Here is a 21,561-nt window from a genome sequence, read left to right as displayed (position 1 = left end):
TTGTTATATGCACCATGCAATCTTCAGTTTTTCGTAGAGATGAAGGGTGTCGGGGATTGCCCCACGGCATCCGCAGATCGCCCCGGCAAAAGCATTGGCCCGGTTCAAGGTTAGCTCAATTGGCCAGTGGCGCAATTCACCGAGAAGACAGACGGCGCTAAACCCATCACCGGCCCCAACGGTATCAACGAAAGTGGTAATTGCCGGAGGAGGTCCCGTCTTAAACATGCCCCCCTCGTTGTCACACAACCAGGCTCCCTCAGAGCCACGGGTGAGAATAATCCGCACAAGAGAGAATCGAGTGGCAAGCTCTTTGAGTTGACTTTCCTGGTTCATCCCAGCGACATCAAATATCTTCGACAAAACCGCAAGCTCGTCGATATTGAGCTTGAGAATGTCTGCCATCATGAGTGACTGGTAAATAATTGCCTCGTCATACCAAGGGTTGCGCAAATTAATATCGAGAAACTTAACACCCGAAAATTTGTCGCAAAGAGATTGTAGGGCTCGACGGGATGACTCCTCGCGCTGCGCCAGGGTTCCAAAATACAAAACATGGGCATCAAGTGAAGCGGTTGTAGTCTTTGCGACTTCCGGATCGATATAGTCATAGGCCTGTGCCGGCAGAATAACGAAACGATGATCCCCACCAACTAAGGTCACCTCCACCCGGCCGGTTGGATAGTGGACGGTGCGCTGCACTGCCAGAGTCTCCATGCCGCTGTCCGTCATGAACCTGAAAATCTCATTCCCTAGAGCATCATTCCCAAGGCAGGTCAGCAGTACTGGTCTATGCCCAAAGGCTTGCAAGTGGTTCGCCACGTTGAATGGCGCACCCCCGAGAATGGTTTGGTCGGGAAAGACATCGGCCAAAGCCTCGCCAAAAAGCAGTACTGGCTGCATTTCTCCATGCTGCAGATGCGGCGCATGCGGCCTTGAATGTTCGGCTAGGTAAAATTGGCTCATGGAGTTATCTGGTGGCTCCCCTCAAATCATATGGCTATTGCCGGCTTCCGCACATAGTAGATCCATCTCCCCCACCGGCAATCTGGCAACAAAGTATATTGCTATTAATTATATTTATATGAATATAGTTAATGCGCTCTGAGATTGCAAACTTTATAATATGCAATCAACTGAAGCGCCCCGTTACTTTATAAAGGAGAGTCCCTTGACAGACCCGGACACCAACCACCTCGCATTGCAAGTCTTAAAAAAATTTCGTCTCATCTATGGCACGGTTCGCCAACATTTCCGAGAAGTTGAAAGAACATGTGGAATTACCGGCTCCCAACTCTGGTTGATGCAGGAAATCGCCAATGCCGCAGGGATAGGCGTATCCGAACTGGCAGGGCGATTGTCCATTCACCAATCAACCTGCAGTCAGCTTGTTGAAAAACTGGTGAGTAGTGGGTTGATCACAAAAGAACGCAGCAAAGAAGATCAACGCAGGGTAGGCTTATGGTTGACCGAGCAAGGGGCTAAGGTTATTGTCATGGCCCCCGGTCCAGCCGAGGGAGTGCTACCGATAGCTTTAAGGAAGCTTCCGCAGGAAACAATTCTCACCCTTGATGCGACTCTGGAGATAGTCATTGCTCAGCTGCAAACCCGTGATGACCATTTAGCAGGTAGACCGCTTTCTGATTTTTAACCGCCGTTTTTTATCAAGATTGAAATCTTACCCTTTACACGAGGACCTAATCTTGACTTTATGGACAGTTCTGACGCCACAGATGCACTTCTCAGATATCTCCAACAGACCTTCTTATCATCCCCGGCCAATAGCCTGGCGATCAATCGGCAAGATCTGTTCGGTGACATTTAGTTTACTGATGTTTCTGAGAAATTCCTGCTGATAGATGGGAATATTGGCATGCTTGAGATACACCGCATGCCAGGTGAGAGGAAGGCCCCGCGGGCTTATGGGCCGACAGACAAGCGGCCAGGTTTTTAAGGCCTCGGCAATCGCCCACCGCGGAAAAATACTGATGCCGAAACCGGCGGCAACCATCTCGATTATCGCCTGCGGCGCACCTACGTTCATGATCTTTTTCGGCTCTATGCCTTTTGGTTTGAGAATCTGCTGATAAAAACGGTTCCTGCCTTTCTCGGCATGGGAGATAAGATTATTGCCGTGAAAATCGTCGAACTGGATGAAGCCACAGGCAGACAGGGGGTGGTCGGCCTTCATGACGCAAACCAGCTGATCTTGAAAAAGAGGGACTGAGGTATGAAGCTCACCAGGTGAGACCGCCCCGGAAATTATCAGATCGTATTTCTTGTTCAGAAGTTCCGCCGACAAATCGGAGGAATTCCCAACCTCGATCTCCACACCTGGAAATTTCTGCTGAAAGAGGTGCATGACCTGGGGCAGCCACTTGTAACAGAAGATGCACTGCGTCCCTACCTTCAGTTCACCTCTTTCGCCGGAGATTTTCCGTGAGATATCCTGCTCCGCCTGATCGAGCGTTTCAAGAACCTGGGTCGCGGTTTCCAGAAGTTGCCGGCCGACCTCGGTGACAATCATCTTTTTTCGGGTGCGAAAAAAAAGGCCGGTTCCCAGCTTTCCTTCAATATCCTTGAGCTGCTGGCTGAGGGCCGACTGGGTGATACACAGCTTCTCCGCGGCCCTGGTCATATTGCCGCTTTCCGAGATGGCACTGAGCATCCGCAGGTGTTTGATTTCCAAGTGCTGCATAGTCTCTAAATTAACCCTCCTAATCGATTCGATTATATATATTAATTTTACTTATACACAGTCCTCCGCTATTGTGCCATATCAATTTGCCACCCCGGTCGCTACATACCGCCGAGTGGCCGCCTAAAAACCACTTTCAAGAGAGGTATCCAGCATGGCTCGCATTACAACGGTTGCACCTGAAAACGCAGAAGGAATAATCAAGGAAGGATATGAGATGTTTATGAAAAACGTTGGGGCAATTCCCCAGCCGATGCAGCTTCTCAGTGTCAGCCCCGCACTCTTTGAACTGCAGTTGAAGCGGATTCGTTATTTAAGCAAACACCCAAAGCTCAGCTTCGCCTTACTCGCCCATATCCGCTATCTGGCGGCGAAAACCCTTGACTACCCATATTGCATTGATTTCAATAAACAATTCTTAAAGAAACTGGGCAACGACGACGACACCATCCGGGCGATGGAAGCCGACCCGAGCAAATCAATGCTTGAGGAAAATGAAAGTGCCATGCTGTCCTTCGTTATCCGTTCGATGAAAAATCCCGGCTCAATCGAAGCGAGCGACATCGCCCGATTAAAGGAGCTCGGCTGGGAAGACCGGGACATGGTCGACGCCCTCGCCCAAGGTGTCGGTATGATCGATCACGCCATCATGATGCAGGTCTTTCAGCTTGATCAAAGATGCCTGCTGGATTGATTGCGCGATAAGCAGTAAAGACAGCCGCCCCCCCGGGCGGTTGTCTCCCTCACCTTTTCTGTGTCCCTTGCGAATTGGCCATGCCTTGCTCCTTCGCTCATACACGTCCAGCACTATCGATAGTCAGCAACATTGCAAAAGTTGGTGATAACGAGTAGCTTTGCAGCATTTCGTGCCTCCTATACAAGGAGAAGCAGGGCACATCATTTCAGCGGTTCAGGATGAGTTGATACTATCCATACATACCCGAAGGGGGAATCATGGCCAGAATTATTATAAGCGGTACGGGAGTGTATACTCCGCCTTTCAGCATTAGCAACGACGAGCTCGTACATTCCTTCAATACCTATGTGGCCAATTTCAACCGGGAGCACAGTGCGGAAATTGCCGCCGGGACCTGCCAGCCCCTTGCCGAATCAAGCGCCGAATTCATTGAGCGGGCCTCCGGGATAAAAAGCCGCTATGTTATGGACAAGGAGGGAATCCTCGACCCCAAGACCATGTGTCCCCGCCTGCCCTACCGTTCTGCCGATGAACGGTCTATCCAGTGCGAGATGAGCGTCGCCGCCGGCCGGGAGGCGATGGAACAGGCCGGTAAGGAGGCAGGAGATATCGATGCGGTCATCGTCTCCTGCTCCAACATGGAACGCCCCTATCCGGCGATTGCCGTCGAGGTGCAAAACGCCCTGGGCATAAAAGGCTTTGCCTTCGACATGAATATCGCTTGTTCTTCCGCCACCTTTGGCATTCAAACGGCGGTCGATTCGATCTATCGCGGCAACGCCCGGGCGATTCTCATGGTCAACCCGGAGATCTGCTCCGGCCACCTGAACTTCCGCGATCGCGACAGTCACTTTATCTTCGGCGACGTGTGCACGGCGGTGCTTATCGAACGCGAAGACTACTCCACCAAAAAAGAGGCCTTCGAGATCGTCGGGACCAAACTGGCAACCCAGTATTCCACCAATATCTATAATGGTTCCGGCTTTCTCAACCGCACCAGGCCAGACCAGGGAGCGGAAAAGGACCGGCTCTTCGTTCAGGAGGGCCGAAAGGTATTCAAGGAGGTGGTGCCCATCGCCACAGAGGTTATTCGTGAGCACCTTGCTGGCTACGGCATTGCCCCTTCCGACCTGAAAAGGGTCTGGCTCCACCAGGCCAACCTCAACATGAACCAGCTGATCTGCAAGAAGCTCCTTGGTACCGAGATCACTCCAGAGATAACCCCGACCATCCTCGATACCTATGCCAATACCGCCTCAGCCGGTTCAATCATCTGCTTCCACATGCACCATGAAGATATTAAAGATGGCGATCTCGGCGTCATCTGCTCCTTTGGTGCCGGCTATTCGGTAGGCAATATCATCGTCCGCAAGATAGCTCTTTAACGTCTCTATCGCCTGTCGAAACCCATTTCATGCATCATCACCAATGGGTTTCGGCAAAATAATTATTCCCCATCCTTTTTAAAATCCGCCATCCCCTGCCCTACGCCACCCGATCCTTACCAAAACATGCCACGCCGATTGTCTGGCAAAAGTTTAAACGCCTGACCCCGCAGCCAAATGACGGCGACAAGCCCCCCCATCGTTCTAGAAAATTCCCAAAATATTTAGGATGCTCATTGTATTTTTGTCCGATAAAATATATTCTTTTTCCTTAGAAATAACTTTCATTTCCCACTGCTTGAACCTAAATCCCCTAAGGACGTCAAGGCATGAAAGACCTCTTGTTGAGCCTCATGGTTATTCTTCTTCTCGCTCCTGGTTTGGTGCTTGGCGCACAGCCGGCCGGCGGGAAACAAACCGGTGACAAGGCCATAACCGCTGAAGGCTATGGCGCCACCAAACCGGAGGCACTCCTTCAGGCAAAAAGGGCGGCAATAGAGGAAGGGATTGGGGTTGTCCTCAGTTCTCAGACCGAGGTCGAGAACTTCATCCTGAAAAAGGACAAGGTCATCACCCAGAGCTTTGGCGCCGTTCGCAGTTTTGACACCCTCAAGGAGGAGCAAAAAGGCGACACCTGGCACGTCAAGATCTCGGCAGTGGTTTCCCTGGATTCGATTACCGCCGACCTCATGGCCCTGAAAATCCTCCTCGCCTCGATGGACAAGCCTCGCACCATGGTGCTAATCCAGGAACAGGGCGGTCACAACGCCGAAAGTGCCGTCGTCGACTTTCTCCAGGGCAAAGGTTTTGAGCTGGTTGATCCGGCCCAAACGGCAGCCCTCATGGCCAAAGATGATCCCTTTATTCGCAAAGCAATAGATGGCGACCCAGTGGCCGCTGCCAAACTCGGCGCGGAAAACGGTGCGGAATATGTGGTGGTCGGCAGCGTCAAAAAAAGTCTTCTTGAAAATGAGGTCCTCAAAGGTTCGGGGATGAAGTCAGGCCAGGCGAGCCTCACCGTGAAGGTCGTCAACTGCTCGAACGGACGGATCGTCGCCACCAAGTCCTCTACCGGAGCCGCCGCCCATATCGCCGACGACATCGCTCAATCCCAGGCGGCGACTAAAGCGGCCACCAACCTCATGGACAAGAAACTCTTTGAGGCAATCATCACCTCCTTCCAGGATACCGTCAACAACGGCGCCAATTACGAGGTTGTTATCAGCGGCGTTAAAAGCTACGGCACCCAGAAAAGTGCCGCCAAGCTGCTGGAAGACACGCAGGGCGTCGTTTCTGTCACCAAGAGAAACTTTGGAGGAGGCAAGCTCGAGCTCTCCGTACTCTTTAAAGGTACTGCCGACAGTTTTTGTGATCAGGTCGACAACAAGGCCGTTGAAGGCAGCAAACTGGTGGTGACCAATGTCTCAGGCAATCGTATTACCTTGAATTTACAATGATATACAGAAAAAAAGTTTCATCGGCCGAGGAGCTTCAAATGAGAAAGTTTACGAACACGTTGTTATTTTTACTCTTTGTATCGCTTATACCCCTGCAAGCCTTCGCCGATTTCAGCAAGACCAAGATTGCCGTCCTCGATTTCCAACTCCAGGGTGAGAACTTCGATAACAAAGACATGGGAACCATTGTCGCTGAATGGTTCATAACCGCCATGGTCCGGGAAGGCCGTTTCGATGTGGTCGAAAGGAGAATGCTGGAAAAGATTCTCGGCGAACAGAAGCTGGCCATGACCGGAATCGTTGACGCCAACAGTGCCACCCAGATCGGCAAGCTCCTCGGTGTCAAGGTCATCATCACCGGCTCGGTCATGAAACTGCGGGAGGTAACTGAGATTAACGCCCGGATTATCGATGTTGAAAGCGCTTCCATTATCGCCGCCGAAAACATTAAAAGCTCCGCCACCACCAAGCTCCAGGACATGGTCATAGAAATGTCCGACAAGATTATTAAAAATTTCCCGCTTGAAGGCTATGTCGTGAATCGAAGCGGTGATACGGTAACCCTGGATCTCGGGATTCGCACCGGTGTAAAAACCAACATGCGCTTTATCGTCTACAAGGAAGGACAGATCATCAAACATCCGAAGACCGGTGAGGTGCTGGATGTCGAACGTATTGAGACCGGCAAAATTACCATTACCTCTGTCCAGCAAAAAATATGCACCGCCAAGATCGACGAAGAAACCAGCCCCGGATCGGTCAACTACAGCCAGCTGGTGAAGAGCATGATCGATACCAGCCCAAAAAAAGCCAAGCTCACCGTCGAAACGGTGCCTGCTGGTTCCAAGATTCGTCTTCTCAATGTCAGCCAGGTATACGAACGGGGCATGATTCTTGAACCCGGACCGTACCACGTGGAAGTTACCGCGTCCGGCTACAGAATGGCCAAGGAGTGGATTACCGTTGGCGCAAATGAGGAAAAAATCGTCACGATTACGCTTACCGCAAGCAGCCCAGCGGCAGATGAACCACCAGCCAAACCTGCTGTCTCGGTGAAACGAGAGACCTATACCCCACCGCCGCCTCCACCTCAATTTGCACCGCCCCCGCAAGCGCCACAAATGCCCTCGCTTACCTCCGAACAGGCAAAGTACCTGCGCATGCTTGAGTCAAACAACACTCGGGAGCAAAAGAACGCAGCGCAGCTGATGGTCAGGTCGAATCTTCGCGATCCTGTTGTCCTCGACGTCGTGGAAAAAATCCTGCTCAACGGCTATAAGACAAGCGGCACCGATCACGACCGCAATGACACTGTCGACACCTTGTCCTGGCTTTGTAAGGCATTAGGGGCTTCCGGCAACAGCAAGTACCGGGCGACCCTCTCCAAGGTGGCAAGCGAGGCCCCCAACAGAAAGCTGAAGGGCTACGCTGAAAAGAGCCTGAACCAGCGATAAGGATGGGGGGCAACTTGTCTTTTTAAAAAATACTATGCCCATCTGGTATAAGTCGATAAATGCCAGCGGCATACTGAATCCGGGAGAATGAAAAAGTGCCGTAAAAATGTTGTGTTCAGAGAGACGTTACAAACGGACAAGCTGTCCGGAGGTGTATCTGATAGCGGAGAATCACCATGAGAAATTCTGCTTTTAGCTGTTGTCTGGCTCTTCTGCTCTGCCTCTCCTTTCCTCTGACAAGCTCCGCCGAGCAAAGGGCAATAGGCAAAGTCAAAGGCCTGCGGGGCTTAGTGTCCATCCTGAGAGACGGCAAGACCAAACCGGCCTTCCCCAACGACCGCATTTATCAGAGCGACACCATCCTCACCGGTTCGGACGGGGCAATAGGCATCCTCCTCGACGACAATACCCTCATCTCCATGGGCCCGATCAGCCGGGTTTCCATGGAAAAATACACCTTCGCTCCGGCATCCAACGAATACGCCATGCGCCTCAATATGCAACACGGCACCTTCGTCTATCAATCCGGCCTCCTCGGCAAACTAGCGCCCCACGCGGTTGAGCTTGACACCCCGGTGGGCCGGATCAGCATGTTGAAAGAAGAAACCAATTTCAAGGCGAGGTTTGCCGAGTAAGACAAGTCCCAGGGATGCATAGGCAATCTGTGAGCCCCGAACTGCCATTTTTTCAACTCCAAAAATGGAGAACACTATGAACCTCAGATGTTTTTTTCTCCTCTTGGTCGTCGCCCTCCTGACTGGCTGCGGTGGCAAGGAGTCTTTTGTTGTCCTCAGTCCAGCGAAGGACGGTTCGGTGGGCGCACTTCAGGTTGCAACCGATAAGGGCAGCGGGGTACTTCAAGAAGATGGCAAAGCCATTTTTTTGAAGGGCCGCGACAGCGCACCATCTCCTCCGACAGCTATCAAGGCCGAAGAAACCCAACAGGTATTCGAGGCTGCCCTGCAAGTCCAGCCCCTGGCGCCGGAAAGCTTTCTCCTCTATTTTCAGTTTAATTCCAACGAGTTGACCGATGATTCGAAAAAGCTCGTCGGTGACATCCTGGCGGCTATCAAAAAACGCCAATCGAGGGATATCTCCATCATCGGCCATACCGACCGAAAGGGAAGCGACGACTACAATCGCAGGCTTTCTCTGGAACGGGCCCAGCTGGTCCACGACATCCTCCGCAAGGAAAAGGTCAGTGCGGAAGATATGACCATCATCTATCATGGCGAGGGCAACCCACTCATTCCAACAGCCGACAACGTCGCCGAGCCAAAAAACCGCAGAGTTGAAGTCATGGTCCGCTGAGTGGAGACATGATGCGCTTCTTTCACCCTGCATTCCGGATTTTCAGCCTCCTTCTAACCTTCCTCTTCGCCTCTTCGGCGGCGGCGGTCGACGAGATCATCGATCTCTCCGACCCCTACCAGATCCTCCTCCGCCACTACGAGGCGGTGGGCGGCCTTGAGCGGCTCAACAACAGCATCACCAGTACCAGTGAGGGCCGGGTTCACTACGACGGCCTGCAGGGCACCTTCAAACATTGGGAAAAACGCCCCCTGCAGTACCGGACGGAAGAGGATTATTCTATCATTACCCAGATCACCGGCGATAGCGGCGACTATGCCTGGTTCTTCGACACCAACGGCCAGCAACTGGTCCTGAAAGATGAAGACACTCTGAAACGGCGGCAGATCAGCCTGCTCATCGACCGGTACGAACACCTGAATCGCCAGTCACCGTATTTTGCCCTGACCTTCGGCGGAGTCAAGGTGGTAAAGGGCCGGCCCTGCTACGAGCTCATCCTCGACAACACCATCAACACCGACCGCGGCCACTTCTTTTATGACACCCAGACCATGTTCATGACCGCGTCCCTGCACCGCCAGCCGGACATGGAGATAGAGAGCTATTACGACGACTACAAAATCGTCGACGGCCTGGTACTCTCCTTCCACCAGCACAACACCTATCACCCCTGGAACAAGACTGAAGAAACCTGGACGACCGCCTTCGAAAACAACCCGCCGGTCGACGACAAACTCTTTTCCCCGCCACAACGAGAAAAGGGCTATCACTTCAAGGACGGTGCCGACAAGGCGACAATTCCCTTCCAGTTTATTGAAAATCTCATTTACTTACCGGTAACAGTCGGCGGCGACACCCGTTACTGGGTTCTCGACAGCGGCGCCTCGATGTCGATCATCGATAAGGACTATGCCGAACAGCATGGCCTGAAGGTGGAAGGCAGTATTCGCGGCTATGGTTTTGGTGAGCTCTTTGATCTCTACTTCGTCGGGGTACCCGACCATCAGGTTGGCTCCATCCGCTTTGACAGTCAAAAGATGTACGCGGCCAAAGACCTGTCGGCAAGAAGCTACGAGCCGGTGATGGCCGGTATCCTTGGCTATGACTTTCTCTCCCGCTTCGTCGTCGAGGTCGATTACGACCAGCAGCTTGTCACCTTTCACGACCCCGCCACCTTTGTCTACCAGGGTTCCGGAGTGACACTCAGCGCCCCGCTGAAATACCGGACATTCACCCTGCCGACCGTAGTCGACGGTAAGTATGCAAGCCTGTGGAGCCTTGATCTCGGTTCCTACCACAGCTCCATCCACTACCCTTTTGCGGAAAAACACGGGCTTGAGAAAAGGGCCGGGGTGGAGATCGTCAGCCAGGGGATGGCCGGGGTGTCCCTTGAGAAGAACATCCAATTCAACTGCCTGCAAATCGACCGCTTCCGCCTGGATCGGCCCCTGATCTCCATTCCCGTCGAAAAAGGCGTCGGGGCCACCGCCCTGGGCGAGGTCGGCGGCAATCTCGGCAACTCGACACTCCGCCATTTCCACCTCTTTCTCAACTACCCAGAACAGAAAATCACCCTTGAAGAGGGTAAATCCTTCAACAAGGCCTTTCCCCAGGACAAATCCGGGATGATCATCGGCCGGGCGGAAAATAATCAGGCGATGATCTCCTACCTGGCCAGTGACTGCCCGGCAACCAAGGCCGGACTTGCCGTTGGCGATCTCATCCTGGAACTGGCAGGAGAGATTATCGGTCCGGACCACCTCATTGTCCATCTTCGCGAGCTGTTGCGCGGCCCTGCGGGCACGACCATCCCCATCAAGGTGCAAAGAGGCGAGCAGATTATCACCACTACCTTCACCCTTGAAGATCTCTACCCATCAACACCCGGCGGCTGCACCCCGTAGATTGCGGGGAATACTCGTCGATTCAGGGATCGGCCATCAACTGCAAAGATCTAGTTTTACGCCAGAAAACCACGGCGTCGTAACGCGAGCTGATTCGTGCGGTAAGATAATAACTGGGCATTTCCGCCTGGGCATTGTAGGCGACACCAATGCCCCGGTGCAACAAGGGCATCGACCATTTTTCCCTCTGCTCATCATCTTCAAACACCAGCAGCGAATTGTCCCAGCCGCCGCTGTCAAGAATCGCCTCCAGCGACCCCGGAGCGGCCGGTGGTACAACCATTTCCACCGGGTCCTGATACCACTCGATTGCGGCCAGGACGGTACCGCTATACCCGGCACTGCCGAGGATAAACACCTGATCCTTGCCCAAACGCTCCCGCAACAGGGCGCCAAAGCTGGTGAGGCCGGTACCCTGGACATCGGTGGCGGACATGTCACCGACATGGCTGTTGTGGGCCCACACGACAACGCCCTTGGCCCCTTCCGGCTCCTGCAGAATATCCTCAATATATCCGGAAAAATGCCGTGAGCGGATATTCCAGGATTCGTACTGATTGTACGACATGACCCGGTAATACTCCTCGGCAGCGATCAACATGATCAGCCGCTGCCGCCATTCCTTATCCCCCGCGGGCAGGTCGCTGAGAAGCTCGGTCGCCATAAGGTTGCCGGTGTCGCGGCCCTCTGCATAGGCGAAATTATAGCGCATGGGGTAATCCTCATATTGGCGCCACCACCGGCGAAGGTCGTCGTAGATTCGGCCATGCCTGGAGTCTGCCGGCCATACCCCGGCGAGCGATTCAAGGGCTGCGCCTATCGCGAACTGCATATCCATAGCGCGGCAGCGAACCATCTTATCGGGCGGCAGGTGACTGTTAAATTCCTTAAGCCATTCAACAAACTCGACCAGCTCTTCATTGGCCCATACCCAGACCGGCCAGTATTTGAAGGCCTGCGGCAGGAGCTGGCGGGCACAAACAGTCCCAGGTAAAAGGCCCCGGATATACTCGTCAACCATTTTACCACCGTCCCATTCTGCCTCCAGTACTACCACCCGCACCCCCAAGTCGCGGATGAGGTGCCTGGTCACCCGTTTGCGAAAGGCGTAAAATTCTTCAGTTCCGTGGGTGGCATCACCAAGGAGGAAGGCCTTCCTGCCGCGCATCAGCTCAATCATATAAGGCAGACCCTTGCCGGCATCGGTGGCATAAACCGGCAGCTGCCGCCCCGCCTGTTCCTGTCCGGTGGCAGTCTCCCCGGCGTGAGTAAATCCCGGCAAGGCAAGGATCACGATACTCTGCAGGACAAAAATACTCATAAGCCTGCCAATCAAACTTCTCATCCTTTATCCTCCTCTTGTTTTGTCCTGACCGGGAAGAATACCCGGAAACACTGTAATATTGCGTGAAGAAGTTTCATTGTATGCCTTGTCTTGCAAAGGTGTCAAATGCCTTTCTGCCGGCGTATTCATAAAAAAGGTTGAGCATTCGCGGAAATTTTCCAAGCACCTTCCTTGACAACAACAATATCAAACGTTACTTATTTTTGTAACAGATGATACTTTTACCTAAGCGCTTATCAAAAAATGGACCCTGACATGGAAGAGATTCATACCCCAAAATGGCTGCTGTTTTTTTATTCGATCCCGGCGACTCCGGTAAACAACCGTGTGAAAATATGGAGAAAGCTCAACAAGTCAGGAGCTGTACAATTAAAGGGCGGGGTATATATCCTGCCGTACCGGGAAGACAACCATGAAGCCCTACAATGGATGCTTGCTGAGCTTCCCGGCCTGAAGGGTGAAGGGCTCCTTGTCACCACCGAGAATATCGAACCTCTGCAAACTCAGGAGATTATCGCCCTCTTCAATGAACAGAGACAGCTGCAATACCAGGAAGTCGGCGTCAAAATCGACGAGCTGTCCGGCAGGATCGACAATCTGCGAAAGGGCGGCAAGGACAAGAAGACCACCTCTCTTTTCCGGCAGTTTGAAAAGATCCAGGCCGATTTCCAGGCGGTTCAACACCGCGACTTCTTTCAATCGGAATCAGGTCAAAACCTGGCACACCGTCTTGTTGCGCTCAAGGGCCAGTTAGAGGCACTCACCGCCATCGCCGGCGGCCCGAAGGGATTGGCTCTACGCCAATTGGAAAGTGGCAAACGAATTGAAATGTTCGGTGGCCGGCAGTGGCTGACCCGCAAGCGACCTTTTGTCGACAGAATGGCCTGCGCCTGGTTGATCCGCCGCTTTATTGATCCACAGGCGATCTTTGCCTTCCTGGACGAAAAGGAATTACAGGCCACGAGGGGTGAAGGCGAGGTTACCTTTGATGTTCGTAACGGCGATTTCACCCATATCGACGATTTATGCACCTTCGAGGTTCTCGTTGAAAGTTTTGGCCTGACCAGCAAGGGTATCGACACCCTTGCCGCTATTGTCCACGATATCGATATTAAAGATGGTAAATTTGCAATGCCCGAAACCCTCGGGGTCGAGATGATTTTAAAAGGAATCCGCAACAAGACCTTGTCCGACGGCGAAACCCTGGAACAGGGAATGGCCGTCTTTGAAGCGCTGTATCTTTCATTAACAGAAAAAAACTAAAACGGAGAACTCCTATGCCAAGTATTGAAAAACATGTAGAAACCAGTCTCAGAAGGACCGGCAAAAAATATCTTGAGATTCACCAGTGGATTGATGATCCCGCGACAAAAAACGAGCGACACGATATCAATGCCATCCCCGACAATTTCCAGATGTTCAAAGAAAAATATGGAGAAGAGGCGGCACGGGAATATGTCCAGCATCTCAGCGACGATATAAAGGGCCGCTTTGGCCATATCCTTGAAGATTTCGAAAAGGAAATGGCAGCGGCAATCAAATATTTCGGTTCAAAATAACAGGGTAAGAGAATGGAACCACGAACAAACTTTTATGGCCTCTGCCTTTCCGGCTTCCTGGCAAAAGCCTCTTACGCCCTGGCTAGGACCCCGGTACTGGCTCTATTTGCCGCTTCCTTTGGAGTCGGGCCTGAGGCCATAGGGTTTGCCGTGGCCATTTCCACCATAACCGGGGTTTTCTTTAAGATGCCGGCAGGCGTCATCTCCGACATCATCGGCAGACGCCGGACAATGCTGATCGGCTTGGCCTTTTTTGCCGTCATCCCCTTTCTTTATCTGTTTGTCCATTCGTACAACATCCTCCTGGCGGTGCGCTTCCTGCACGGCTTCGCCACAGCCATCTACGGGCCGGTGATCATGGCGGTGGTTATCGACATTGCCGGCGGCAAAAGGGGGGAAATGCTCTCCCTTTTTTCATCGGTGACCATTGTCGGCAACCTGATCGGCGCCCCTTTGGGCGGTTTTCTTCTCGGCCATCTGGCCGGTGACGGACCTCAGCAACTGGAGCATTTCCACATTATTTATGGTGTTGTGGCAGCCCTGGGCATGCTGGCCCTGATGACCGGACTGTGGGCAAGCAGGCCGATGGCCGGGAAACCGGCCAATGGTACCGGCAAATCAACCGTCTCAGCTATCTTATCGCATTTTTATCATAGCCTGAAAAATATCCTCACCGACCGGAGGATCGTGGTAACCAGCAATATGGAGGGTGTGCAAAACCTGTCGGTGGGTGCCCTTGAGGCCTTTATGCCCATCTACATCGTTATGGTTCTTGAATATTCCGTCTTCCAGGCCGGTCTTATTTGGGGGATACAGATTTTTATAACCATCCTTGCCAAACCACTGATGGGCAGGATATCCGATAAACATGGCCGCAGGCCTCTTCTCTTCTGGGGCATGTTTGTCTGTGCCGTACCCTTTGCCATCGTCCCCTGGGTGCAGAATTATCCGATCCTCCTGCTCCTCTCCATGGTTTTTGGCCTTGGTGAGGCCATCGTCACCTCATCTTCCGCGGCCATGGTCGCTGATTTCTGCCGGGAGGACAATATCGGTTCGGCAATGGGCGTCTTCGGTACTCTCTATGATGTCGGCCATGCCACCGGCCCGATTCTCGCGGGTCTGCTCATTGGCCTCTCCGATGGCCAGGATTTCCGCCTGGCCTTTGCGATCATAGCCACGATACTCATTATATCGGCCCTGCTTTTCCGCCGGACCGTTCCAACAGCCTCGTAAAAACGGAGAATTATGTCCCCTACAGATCCCCCAACAAATACCACGGCAACCGAGCACAGTCCGCCCTCTTTTAAAGAGGCCTTCCTCTTCTGGCTGAAACTCGGCTTGATCAGTTTTGGCGGTCCCGCCGGCCAGATAGCCATCATGCACCAGGAGTTGGTGGATAAAAAGAAGTGGATCAGCAACGACCGCTTTCTCCACGCCCTGAACTATTGCATGCTGCTGCCCGGCCCCGAGGCCCAGCAACTGGCCACCTATATCGGTTGGCTGCTCCATAAAACCCGAGGTGGAATTGCTGCCGGAGTGCTCTTTGTGCTGCCCTCGGTCTTTATTCTCTTTGCCCTCAGCTCTATCTACATCTCCTATGGCACCTTGCCCTGGGTGGCGGCAATCTTTGTCGGGCTGAAGGCGGCGGTTCTCGCCATTGTCCTTGGCGCAGTCATCAAGATCGGCAAGAAATCGCTGAAGAACAACCTGCTGATCGGCATTGCCATTCTGTCCTTCCTGGCTACTTATTTTCTCCAATTCCCTTTCCCGGCGCTGATTGTTTCAGTTGGCATCATCGGTATTATCGGCAGTCAATTCTTCCCGAGCCTCTTCTTACCAGGCAAGAAATCGATCGAAGGGTCCGGCGGTGCTGCCGACCTGGCGGCCCATTACAGCACAGCTCCCTCTCTTGCCAGGACCGCCGCGCTGCTCGCTATCTTTATCGCACTTTGGGGGCTACCCTTCTTTGCGCTTTATCTGCTTCTGCCCAATTCCATTTTTGCCACCGAGGCTATGTTCTTCACCAAGGCGGCTTTTCTGACCTTCGGTGGCGCCTATTCCCTCCTTGGCTATATTGCCCAGGCCGGAGTTGAGCAGTACGGCTGGCTGACCAGTCTACAGATGATGGATGGCTTAGGACTTGCCGAGACGACACCTGGGCCCCTCATCATGGTGGTGCAGTTCGTCGGTTTTCTGGCAGGTTGGAATCATCCCGCAACCTTGGGGCCATTTCTCGGATCGATTACCGGATCGCTGGTTGCTACCTATTTCACCTTTCTCCCGAGCTTTCTCTTTATCTTCCTTGGTGCCCCGTATATCGAACGATTGACCGGTAACAGCAAGATGTCGGCGGCTCTGGCCACCATCACCCCGGCAGTTGTCGGCGTTGTCCTCAATCTCGGCGTCTGGTTCGGGACCCAAATTCTCTTTCCGGAGGGAGGATTAGCCTGGTTTTCGGCAATCCTGGCAATTTCGTCATTTTGTTTAATGCAATTCTCCAAGGTCGGTATTATCTCTATCATCGGCGGAGCCGGAGCCGCAGGCCTTCTCCAGCATCTCCTTGGCTTTTAAAAATTTCTCCAACGATTAGATACAGGAGCACTATGACTACCACCATTACCCCAAACGAATTGAACGAAAAATTGACCCAAAAAACTGATATCCAGATCATTGATGTCAGGAGAAAGGCTGATTACGAGAAATCCCCGGATATGATTCCCGGCGCCGCCTGGCAGGATCCGGAAAAGATCGACGAATGGAGCAAGACGCTGCCCAAGGACAAGGAAGTCGTCGTCTATTGTGTCAAAGGCGGATCAGTCAGCCAATCGGTCGCCAGCTCGCTTCAGGAAATCAATCCCTCAGTGCGTTTCCTGGAAGGCGGCATCCTCGGCTGGGAGGAAAAACAAAAATAGTCCTGGTAAAATGAGCAAATCGCAGAGCATATTTATAGAAAGTCTTCTCGCGGCAAACCGTATCGATTTGCTCATGCCATACCAGTTTGTTGCAGCTATTAAGGAATAATGCCATGCCCTTCCTGAAAATGTTCCAATCCGGCAATACCTGTGAACCTCTGCCGTCAATGGATGCCAAGCAGAGGTCTCGCTATGAGCATTTCCGGGAACTCTTATTGCATAATAGGACAGCATTGTCCACCATCGCCGATCTTGAGCAGCTGTATTACAACAACAGGCCATTCACCCTCCAGTTGGTTGAACGAAAAATAGGCTCGTTGCTTACCGAAACGGAAAAATTGATATCGTCGCTGGCTGCCATGTCGGCCGAAAAATACGACGATTTACACAGTATTCTCAACAGTATCCGTCGCAGCATTCAAGACGAGCTTGCCGGGGATGAATCTTTTGCCGCCACACCCTTTACCCTGCCGCTCGAAACAATCACCAAGGCCCAGTCAAAGGTCACCGGAGCAAAGGCCGCCAACCTCGCCCATATGGGCAGTGAGCTGGCCATACCGACACCTCGTGGTTTCTCGCTGACCACCTCGGCCTATTGGTATTTCATGAAGGACACTGGCCTGATCGCCGAGATTGACGAGGCTCTCGCCACTATGATCGCCGACGATCCCAATTCTCTTGAAGAAACCGGCGACCTGATCCGCCGGCGGATATTGGCGACGCCGCTGCCCGCGGCAATACTACGGGCTATAGACACTGCTCTGCAGGGTCTGACAGCTGACACCCCATCCGACCTGCACCTTGCGGTGCGCAGCAGCGCCGTCGGTGAAGATGGCGAGGTGTCCTTTGCCGGTCAATACACCTCGGTTCTGAACGTCCCTCTGGCCGGACTTGCCGAGGCCTACAAAGAGGTGGTAGCCAGCAAGTATTCAGCCGCCGCCCTGTCCTACCGGATGCACCACGGCCTCGATGATCTTGACACCCCCATGGCGGTGCTGGTCATCGAGATGCTCAAGCCACGCCTGAGCGGGGTATTGTATACGGCGGACCCGCAAAGCGGCGATCATAGCATCATCCGAGTCAGTTGTGTGGAGGGGCTGGGGGAAGATTTGGTGGGGGGCCACGTCTCCCCCCAGCACAGTTACCGGCTGGGCAAAGAATCTTTTAAGATACTGCCCGCAACCACCGAAGATAACGCTTCACCAACCGACCTCTCCTTTCTTCGGGAGCTCTGGATCTACGCCCTGCGTCTGGAAGAACATTTCCAGCGCCCTCTCGACATGGAGTGGGCGGTCGATGGTGACGACCATCTTTTCCTTCTGCAGGTTCGCCCCTTGCTCGTCAGCGAAAATGCCGAGGAAGAACCTGCCCCGGCGGTTGACTACCCCCAGCATCCCATCCTTATTGACGGCGGCAAATGCGCCGCTTCGGGTATCGCCACCGGCCAGGTGGTTGTCTTTACGACCGGGGGCAAAGGTATGAATGAACAGTTGGGCCCGGACACCATCCTGGTGTCCCGCAGCGCTTCGACCATGCTCACCCCCTGGGTCGGCAAGGTAAAGGGCATCATCACCGATATCGGCAGCAGCGCCAGCCATCTGGCTTCGGTCGCCAGGGAGTTTGGCGTTCCGGCACTTTTTGATACCCAGACAGCCACCACCGTCCTGCAGAGTGGTGAGACGGTTACCCTCTGGGCCAGTAACAAAAAGGTCTATAAAGGAAATGTCCTGGAACTGACCGCCGGGGTGCGCCCGATAAAAAGGCCGATCTTTGCCAGCCCTGCCCACCTGCGCATGCAACACCTCCTTGATTTTATATCGCCTCTCACCCTGACCGATGCTGCCGCCCCTGACTTTCGCCAGGAAAAATGTCGGTCAATCCATGACATTATCCGCTATTGCCATGAATTTTCGGTACGCAAGATGTTCCAGTTTGGCGAGGTGGCCGACCGGGAGAGAAATGCCGTACAGCTCAAGGTATCCATCCCGATCAGGCTTTTTGCCCTCGACCTCGGCGGTGGATTTCGCCCAGGGTTGACAACCTGCAGCGAAATCAACGCCCACGAGGTTTCCAGCATACCGTTTTGCGCTCTGTGGCGTGGGCTTTCCCATCCCGGCGTCAACTGGTCAAGCTCGGTGGCGGTGGGTGCCCACAATTTCATGGCTCTTCTGGCCGGGGGCGTTCAGCCGCAGCAAAGCCAATTAGGCGGGGCAAGTTATACTCTCGTTTCAAATGATTACATGAACCTGAGCATCCGCTTCGGCTATCACTTTGCAACCGTTGACGCTCTCATCACCGATGACCCCGAAGTGAACTATGCGGCTTTGCATTTCACCGGCGGTGCAGGGGCATATTCCGGCAAGTCTCTGCGCATTCAATACATCGCTGCTGTTCTAAGCCGTCTGGGTTTTGCGGCGGTTCAAAAAGGCGACCTCATCGAGGCCTCACTGAATCGGCTGGACCGGCCGGCGATGGAAACCACCCTGGAACAGCTCGGCTGTCTGCTCGGCAGCACCAGACTTCTTGATATGGCCCTGCGCGATGAAAGTCAGGTGGAATACCTCATCGAATCCTTCTTCAAAGGACACTATAATTTCCTTGAACAACCACAAAAAGATGCGCCCGAGGACTTTTACCCGATAACCGGCATGTGGCGCCAGGACGCGCCCGGCATGGAAAATGGCATCCTTCAGGATGGATCGCATTTCGCCTCGTCACTTACAAGCGGCATCAACCAAAGCCTTGGCCGCTTCCTTGGGCAGAGACGATATATAGAGATTCTTGACAATATCGAGGCATATCATTACTTTCCGCTGGCCATCGCCAAGAAAAGCAAAGTACGCGAAGGAACAATCAGGGTTGCTGTCAAACCTTTATCCGGTGTCATCGATCAGGCCGGTGGACTGGCTTTTGCCATACGTGATTGGGCAAACTACTTTGTGCTGCGCATCAATGCCCTGGAGCATAACGCCGTCCTCTTTGAGTTCAAGAACGGCAAACGCCTGCTGCGCGCCAAGGTTGATGTGCCCATCATCAGCAATCGTTGGTATAACCTTGCCGTAGCGATAAGCGGCAGCTTCATAAAGGCCTTTCTCGAAGAACGACAAGTTCTGGGCTATGAGGCGGACAGGGACCTGCAGGGATACGTCGGCTTGTGGACCAAGGCCGATTCGGTGACCATGTTCAAGGATCTAACTGTGCAATAAACGCCTGCTTGGACAAAGACTTCGGCATATTGTGACCGCAAAAAAAGGCCGGAGCATGTCTCACCATTCCCCGGCCCGAAATCAGCCACCAGTACGACAGCGACTCAGCTGATAATCTTGTCGTAGTACATCTTCAAATCGTAGGTGAGAAAGTTGGTGATCTTGGCCAGGCTTCTTCCGTACCCGCTCCATAAATCGCCGGCCTTGAGGCCAATGAGATTCTGCCGTGCCTTAGGCTCCATCTTCCGCCACAGATTTCTCCGATAATCATTACCTAGGACGACAAGACCGGAGGTGTTGGCAAGAGCCTTGCGCAGCTTCCAACGAAAGATGATTCGGCTGTATACCAGGGAGCCAAGCAGCAGGGTGGCCATAACCAGAACTCCCGGCACTATCAGTGTGGTGGGTGCCAACTCTCCGGTTTTCAGGGATGCCAAGAGTGTTGCATCCGGATAGCCGAAGGCACCGGCAAAAAACACATCCCCAAAAAGAAACAGGATAATAGCGATCCCGGCGGTAAAATTCGCACATTTCCAAAACGCGGTGTTCGCCCGCCGGAGAAACTCCCCGACCGCCTCGGCCACCATCTGCAATTCATTGACCTGGCGGTCAATATCCTCAAGAATGTGGTTGATACGAAAGCTCGGCGCCTTCTTGATCTTTTCAACGAGCTGGTCCCGTTCCTGCGGCCAGTCCTTGGCAATCCTCTCAAGATTGGCGACAATGGGCGAATAGGTAAGATAGATATGGGGGATATCTTTGCGGCCGGTCATCTGCGACATGTTCCAGCACAGGGTACCGTAGGAACGGGTAAAATCACTGAGATTGTCGCATTCGTCGATACGGCTCATGACGAACACAATGCGATGCTCCCCGGATTTTTCCGGCAGGGTATTGCGGATGACCTCGTACGATTCCCTGATGGTACCGGCCTTGTGCGGATCGAACATCAACACTATCAGGTCGGCGATCTTGGCGAACTCGCCAAGGACCGTCCGGTAATCATAGCCCCGGTCGTTTTCGCTGGTGGCGTCGAGCATTCCCGGACTATCAATGATCGCCATGTTCTCAAGTGCCGGACTGGCAATCTGCTTCATACAGATGTGGGAGATGAGCTTTTCGCCAAATTGCTTAAAATGGCCGAAGGGCAAATTTTCGTCATTAACGAGGGTCGAACCGGGCGTTTCCGCAGACGATACACCAGGATCACTAGTGATGATGGTGAAGGAATCGTCGGTTGGAGCCTGGCCGGTCCGCTGGATATCCTGTCCGACAAATTCATTAATGAGAGTGGATTTCCCCGACGAATAGTTGCCGATAATGAGGACAATCGGCTTCCATTTCAGGGAGGCATCGATGCCGCCAAAGTCCATTTTATACTTGGCAAACAGGGGTTCGAGCTTTCTTTTCACCTTGGACTGTAATTGCTTTTGCAGTTCCTGATCGTTCATTAGCGACTCACTTTGATAGTTGGTTTAGCACATGCATCTTCCGGATAAAGCTGAGTAGAGCAGCTTGCCTGCTCAAACGAAACTTATGCCCCTGCGGTATAGATGATATATCTTACCTCACCTAAGAAAAACTCTCTAACAATAAATGCCGTATTGTAGAATGGTATGATTACCTCTCTCGT

General features: G+C 53.1%; 18 protein-coding genes. 14 read left to right on the top strand and 4 right to left on the bottom strand.

Going from position 1 to position 21,561, the window contains the following annotated elements; translation table 11 throughout:
- Nucleotides 1–3: 3 nt before the first annotated feature.
- Nucleotides 4–966 (bottom strand): carbohydrate kinase, encoded by a 963-nt coding sequence (locus OEL83_20540; protein MDK9709434.1) that lies wholly within the window; start codon nt 964–966, stop codon nt 4–6.
- 205 nt (nt 967–1,171) lie between these two features.
- Between OEL83_20540 and OEL83_20535 the strand changes: the two genes are divergently transcribed.
- On the top strand, nt 1,172–1,651 hold the full coding sequence (locus OEL83_20535; GenBank protein MDK9709433.1) for a MarR family winged helix-turn-helix transcriptional regulator: 480 nt from the start codon (nt 1,172–1,174) through the stop codon (nt 1,649–1,651).
- Nucleotides 1,652–1,768: 117 nt separating this feature from the next.
- On the opposite strand, the gene OEL83_20530 is transcribed toward OEL83_20535, so the two are convergent.
- Complete coding sequence (locus OEL83_20530; protein ID MDK9709432.1) at nt 1,769–2,698, bottom strand: LysR family transcriptional regulator; 930 nt, start codon at nt 2,696–2,698, stop codon at nt 1,769–1,771.
- Between the two features lie 154 nt (nt 2,699–2,852).
- On the opposite strand from OEL83_20530, the gene OEL83_20525 reads away from it, so the two are divergent.
- The 7 genes from OEL83_20525 (at nt 2,853) to OEL83_20495 (ending at nt 10,906) form a co-directional block, all read left to right on the top strand.
- Nucleotides 2,853–3,392: a hypothetical protein gene (locus tag OEL83_20525; protein MDK9709431.1), complete on the top strand. Its 540-nt coding sequence runs from the start codon at nt 2,853–2,855 to the stop codon at nt 3,390–3,392.
- A 260-nt stretch (nt 3,393–3,652) separates the two neighbouring features.
- Entirely contained in the window at nt 3,653–4,780 is a 1,128-nt protein-coding gene (locus tag OEL83_20520) for a beta-ketoacyl-ACP synthase III (protein MDK9709430.1), read from the top strand.
- Between the two features lie 329 nt (nt 4,781–5,109).
- A complete protein-coding gene (locus tag OEL83_20515) occupies nt 5,110–6,237 on the top strand; it encodes a hypothetical protein (GenBank protein MDK9709429.1) in 1,128 nt (375 codons plus the stop codon).
- A 38-nt stretch (nt 6,238–6,275) separates the two neighbouring features.
- The gene (locus OEL83_20510; GenBank protein MDK9709428.1) at nt 6,276–7,691 is read left to right on the top strand and encodes a FlgO family outer membrane protein; all 1,416 of its coding nucleotides are present in this window, start codon (nt 6,276–6,278) and stop codon (nt 7,689–7,691) included.
- 176 nt (nt 7,692–7,867) lie between these two features.
- On the top strand, nt 7,868–8,326 hold the full coding sequence (locus OEL83_20505; protein ID MDK9709427.1) for a FecR domain-containing protein: 459 nt from the start codon (nt 7,868–7,870) through the stop codon (nt 8,324–8,326).
- Nucleotides 8,327–8,402: 76 nt separating this feature from the next.
- Nucleotides 8,403–9,002 (top strand): OmpA family protein, encoded by a 600-nt coding sequence (locus OEL83_20500; protein ID MDK9709426.1) that lies wholly within the window; start codon nt 8,403–8,405, stop codon nt 9,000–9,002.
- An 8-nt stretch (nt 9,003–9,010) separates the two neighbouring features.
- On the top strand, nt 9,011–10,906 hold the full coding sequence (locus OEL83_20495; GenBank protein MDK9709425.1) for an aspartyl protease family protein: 1,896 nt from the start codon (nt 9,011–9,013) through the stop codon (nt 10,904–10,906).
- 22 nt (nt 10,907–10,928) lie between these two features.
- On the opposite strand, the gene OEL83_20490 is transcribed toward OEL83_20495, so the two are convergent.
- The gene (locus tag OEL83_20490; protein ID MDK9709424.1) at nt 10,929–12,251 is read right to left on the bottom strand and encodes an erythromycin esterase family protein; all 1,323 of its coding nucleotides are present in this window, start codon (nt 12,249–12,251) and stop codon (nt 10,929–10,931) included.
- Nucleotides 12,252–12,506: 255 nt separating this feature from the next.
- On the opposite strand from OEL83_20490, the gene OEL83_20485 reads away from it, so the two are divergent.
- The 6 genes from OEL83_20485 to OEL83_20460 all read left to right on the top strand — a co-directional run bounded on the left by OEL83_20485 (nt 12,507) and on the right by OEL83_20460 (nt 19,928).
- The gene (locus OEL83_20485) at nt 12,507–13,514 is read left to right on the top strand and encodes a chromate resistance protein (protein MDK9709423.1); all 1,008 of its coding nucleotides are present in this window, start codon (nt 12,507–12,509) and stop codon (nt 13,512–13,514) included.
- A 14-nt stretch (nt 13,515–13,528) separates the two neighbouring features.
- A complete protein-coding gene (locus tag OEL83_20480; protein MDK9709422.1) occupies nt 13,529–13,810 on the top strand; it encodes a hypothetical protein in 282 nt (93 codons plus the stop codon).
- Nucleotides 13,811–13,822: 12 nt separating this feature from the next.
- Nucleotides 13,823–15,043 carry an MFS transporter gene (locus OEL83_20475; GenBank protein ID MDK9709421.1) on the top strand — a complete coding sequence of 407 codons (1,221 nt, stop codon included), beginning with the start codon at nt 13,823–13,825 and terminating at the stop codon, nt 15,041–15,043.
- 12 nt (nt 15,044–15,055) lie between these two features.
- On the top strand, nt 15,056–16,381 hold the full coding sequence (chrA, locus tag OEL83_20470; protein ID MDK9709420.1) for a chromate efflux transporter: 1,326 nt from the start codon (nt 15,056–15,058) through the stop codon (nt 16,379–16,381).
- A 32-nt stretch (nt 16,382–16,413) separates the two neighbouring features.
- Entirely contained in the window at nt 16,414–16,722 is a 309-nt protein-coding gene (locus tag OEL83_20465) for a rhodanese-like domain-containing protein (GenBank protein MDK9709419.1), read from the top strand.
- Nucleotides 16,723–16,835: 113 nt separating this feature from the next.
- Nucleotides 16,836–19,928, top strand: a complete 3,093-nt coding sequence (locus tag OEL83_20460) for a PEP-utilizing enzyme (protein MDK9709418.1) — start codon at nt 16,836–16,838, stop codon at nt 19,926–19,928.
- A gap of 104 nt (nt 19,929–20,032) precedes the next feature.
- Here the strand turns inward: OEL83_20460 and OEL83_20455 are convergent, their stop codons facing one another.
- Nucleotides 20,033–21,379 carry a dynamin family protein gene (locus tag OEL83_20455; protein MDK9709417.1) on the bottom strand — a complete coding sequence of 449 codons (1,347 nt, stop codon included), beginning with the start codon at nt 21,377–21,379 and terminating at the stop codon, nt 20,033–20,035.
- Between the last annotated feature and the right edge of the window lie 182 nt (nt 21,380–21,561).

This window comes from Desulforhopalus sp. (genome assembly GCA_030247675.1).
Classification (GTDB): Bacteria; Desulfobacterota; Desulfobulbia; order Desulfobulbales; family Desulfocapsaceae; genus Desulforhopalus_A.
This window is presented reverse-complemented; position numbering and strand designations above follow the sequence as displayed.

Excerpts from the sequence above, each read along its gene's own strand:
- OEL83_20540 (MDK9709434.1), bottom strand. The coding sequence starts at position 966 with ATGAGCCAATTTTACCTAGCCGAACATTCAAGGCCGCATGCGCCGCAT.
- OEL83_20530 (MDK9709432.1), bottom strand. The coding sequence starts at position 2,698 with ATGCAGCACTTGGAAATCAAACACCTGCGGATGCTCAGTGCCATCTCG.
- OEL83_20525 (MDK9709431.1), top strand. The coding sequence starts at position 2,853 with ATGGCTCGCATTACAACGGTTGCACCTGAAAACGCAGAAGGAATAATC.
- OEL83_20520 (MDK9709430.1), top strand. The coding sequence starts at position 3,653 with ATGGCCAGAATTATTATAAGCGGTACGGGAGTGTATACTCCGCCTTTC.
- OEL83_20515 (MDK9709429.1), top strand. The coding sequence starts at position 5,110 with ATGAAAGACCTCTTGTTGAGCCTCATGGTTATTCTTCTTCTCGCTCCT.
- OEL83_20510 (MDK9709428.1), top strand. The coding sequence starts at position 6,276 with ATGAGAAAGTTTACGAACACGTTGTTATTTTTACTCTTTGTATCGCTT.
- OEL83_20505 (MDK9709427.1), top strand. The coding sequence starts at position 7,868 with ATGAGAAATTCTGCTTTTAGCTGTTGTCTGGCTCTTCTGCTCTGCCTC.
- OEL83_20500 (MDK9709426.1), top strand. The coding sequence starts at position 8,403 with ATGAACCTCAGATGTTTTTTTCTCCTCTTGGTCGTCGCCCTCCTGACT.
- OEL83_20495 (MDK9709425.1), top strand. The coding sequence starts at position 9,011 with ATGATGCGCTTCTTTCACCCTGCATTCCGGATTTTCAGCCTCCTTCTA.
- OEL83_20490 (MDK9709424.1), bottom strand. The coding sequence starts at position 12,251 with ATGAGAAGTTTGATTGGCAGGCTTATGAGTATTTTTGTCCTGCAGAGT.
- OEL83_20485 (MDK9709423.1), top strand. The coding sequence starts at position 12,507 with ATGGAAGAGATTCATACCCCAAAATGGCTGCTGTTTTTTTATTCGATC.
- OEL83_20480 (MDK9709422.1), top strand. The coding sequence starts at position 13,529 with ATGCCAAGTATTGAAAAACATGTAGAAACCAGTCTCAGAAGGACCGGC.
- OEL83_20475 (MDK9709421.1), top strand. The coding sequence starts at position 13,823 with ATGGAACCACGAACAAACTTTTATGGCCTCTGCCTTTCCGGCTTCCTG.
- chrA (MDK9709420.1), top strand. The coding sequence starts at position 15,056 with ATGTCCCCTACAGATCCCCCAACAAATACCACGGCAACCGAGCACAGT.
- OEL83_20465 (MDK9709419.1), top strand. The coding sequence starts at position 16,414 with ATGACTACCACCATTACCCCAAACGAATTGAACGAAAAATTGACCCAA.
- OEL83_20460 (MDK9709418.1), top strand. The coding sequence starts at position 16,836 with ATGCCCTTCCTGAAAATGTTCCAATCCGGCAATACCTGTGAACCTCTG.
- OEL83_20455 (MDK9709417.1), bottom strand. The coding sequence starts at position 21,379 with ATGAACGATCAGGAACTGCAAAAGCAATTACAGTCCAAGGTGAAAAGA.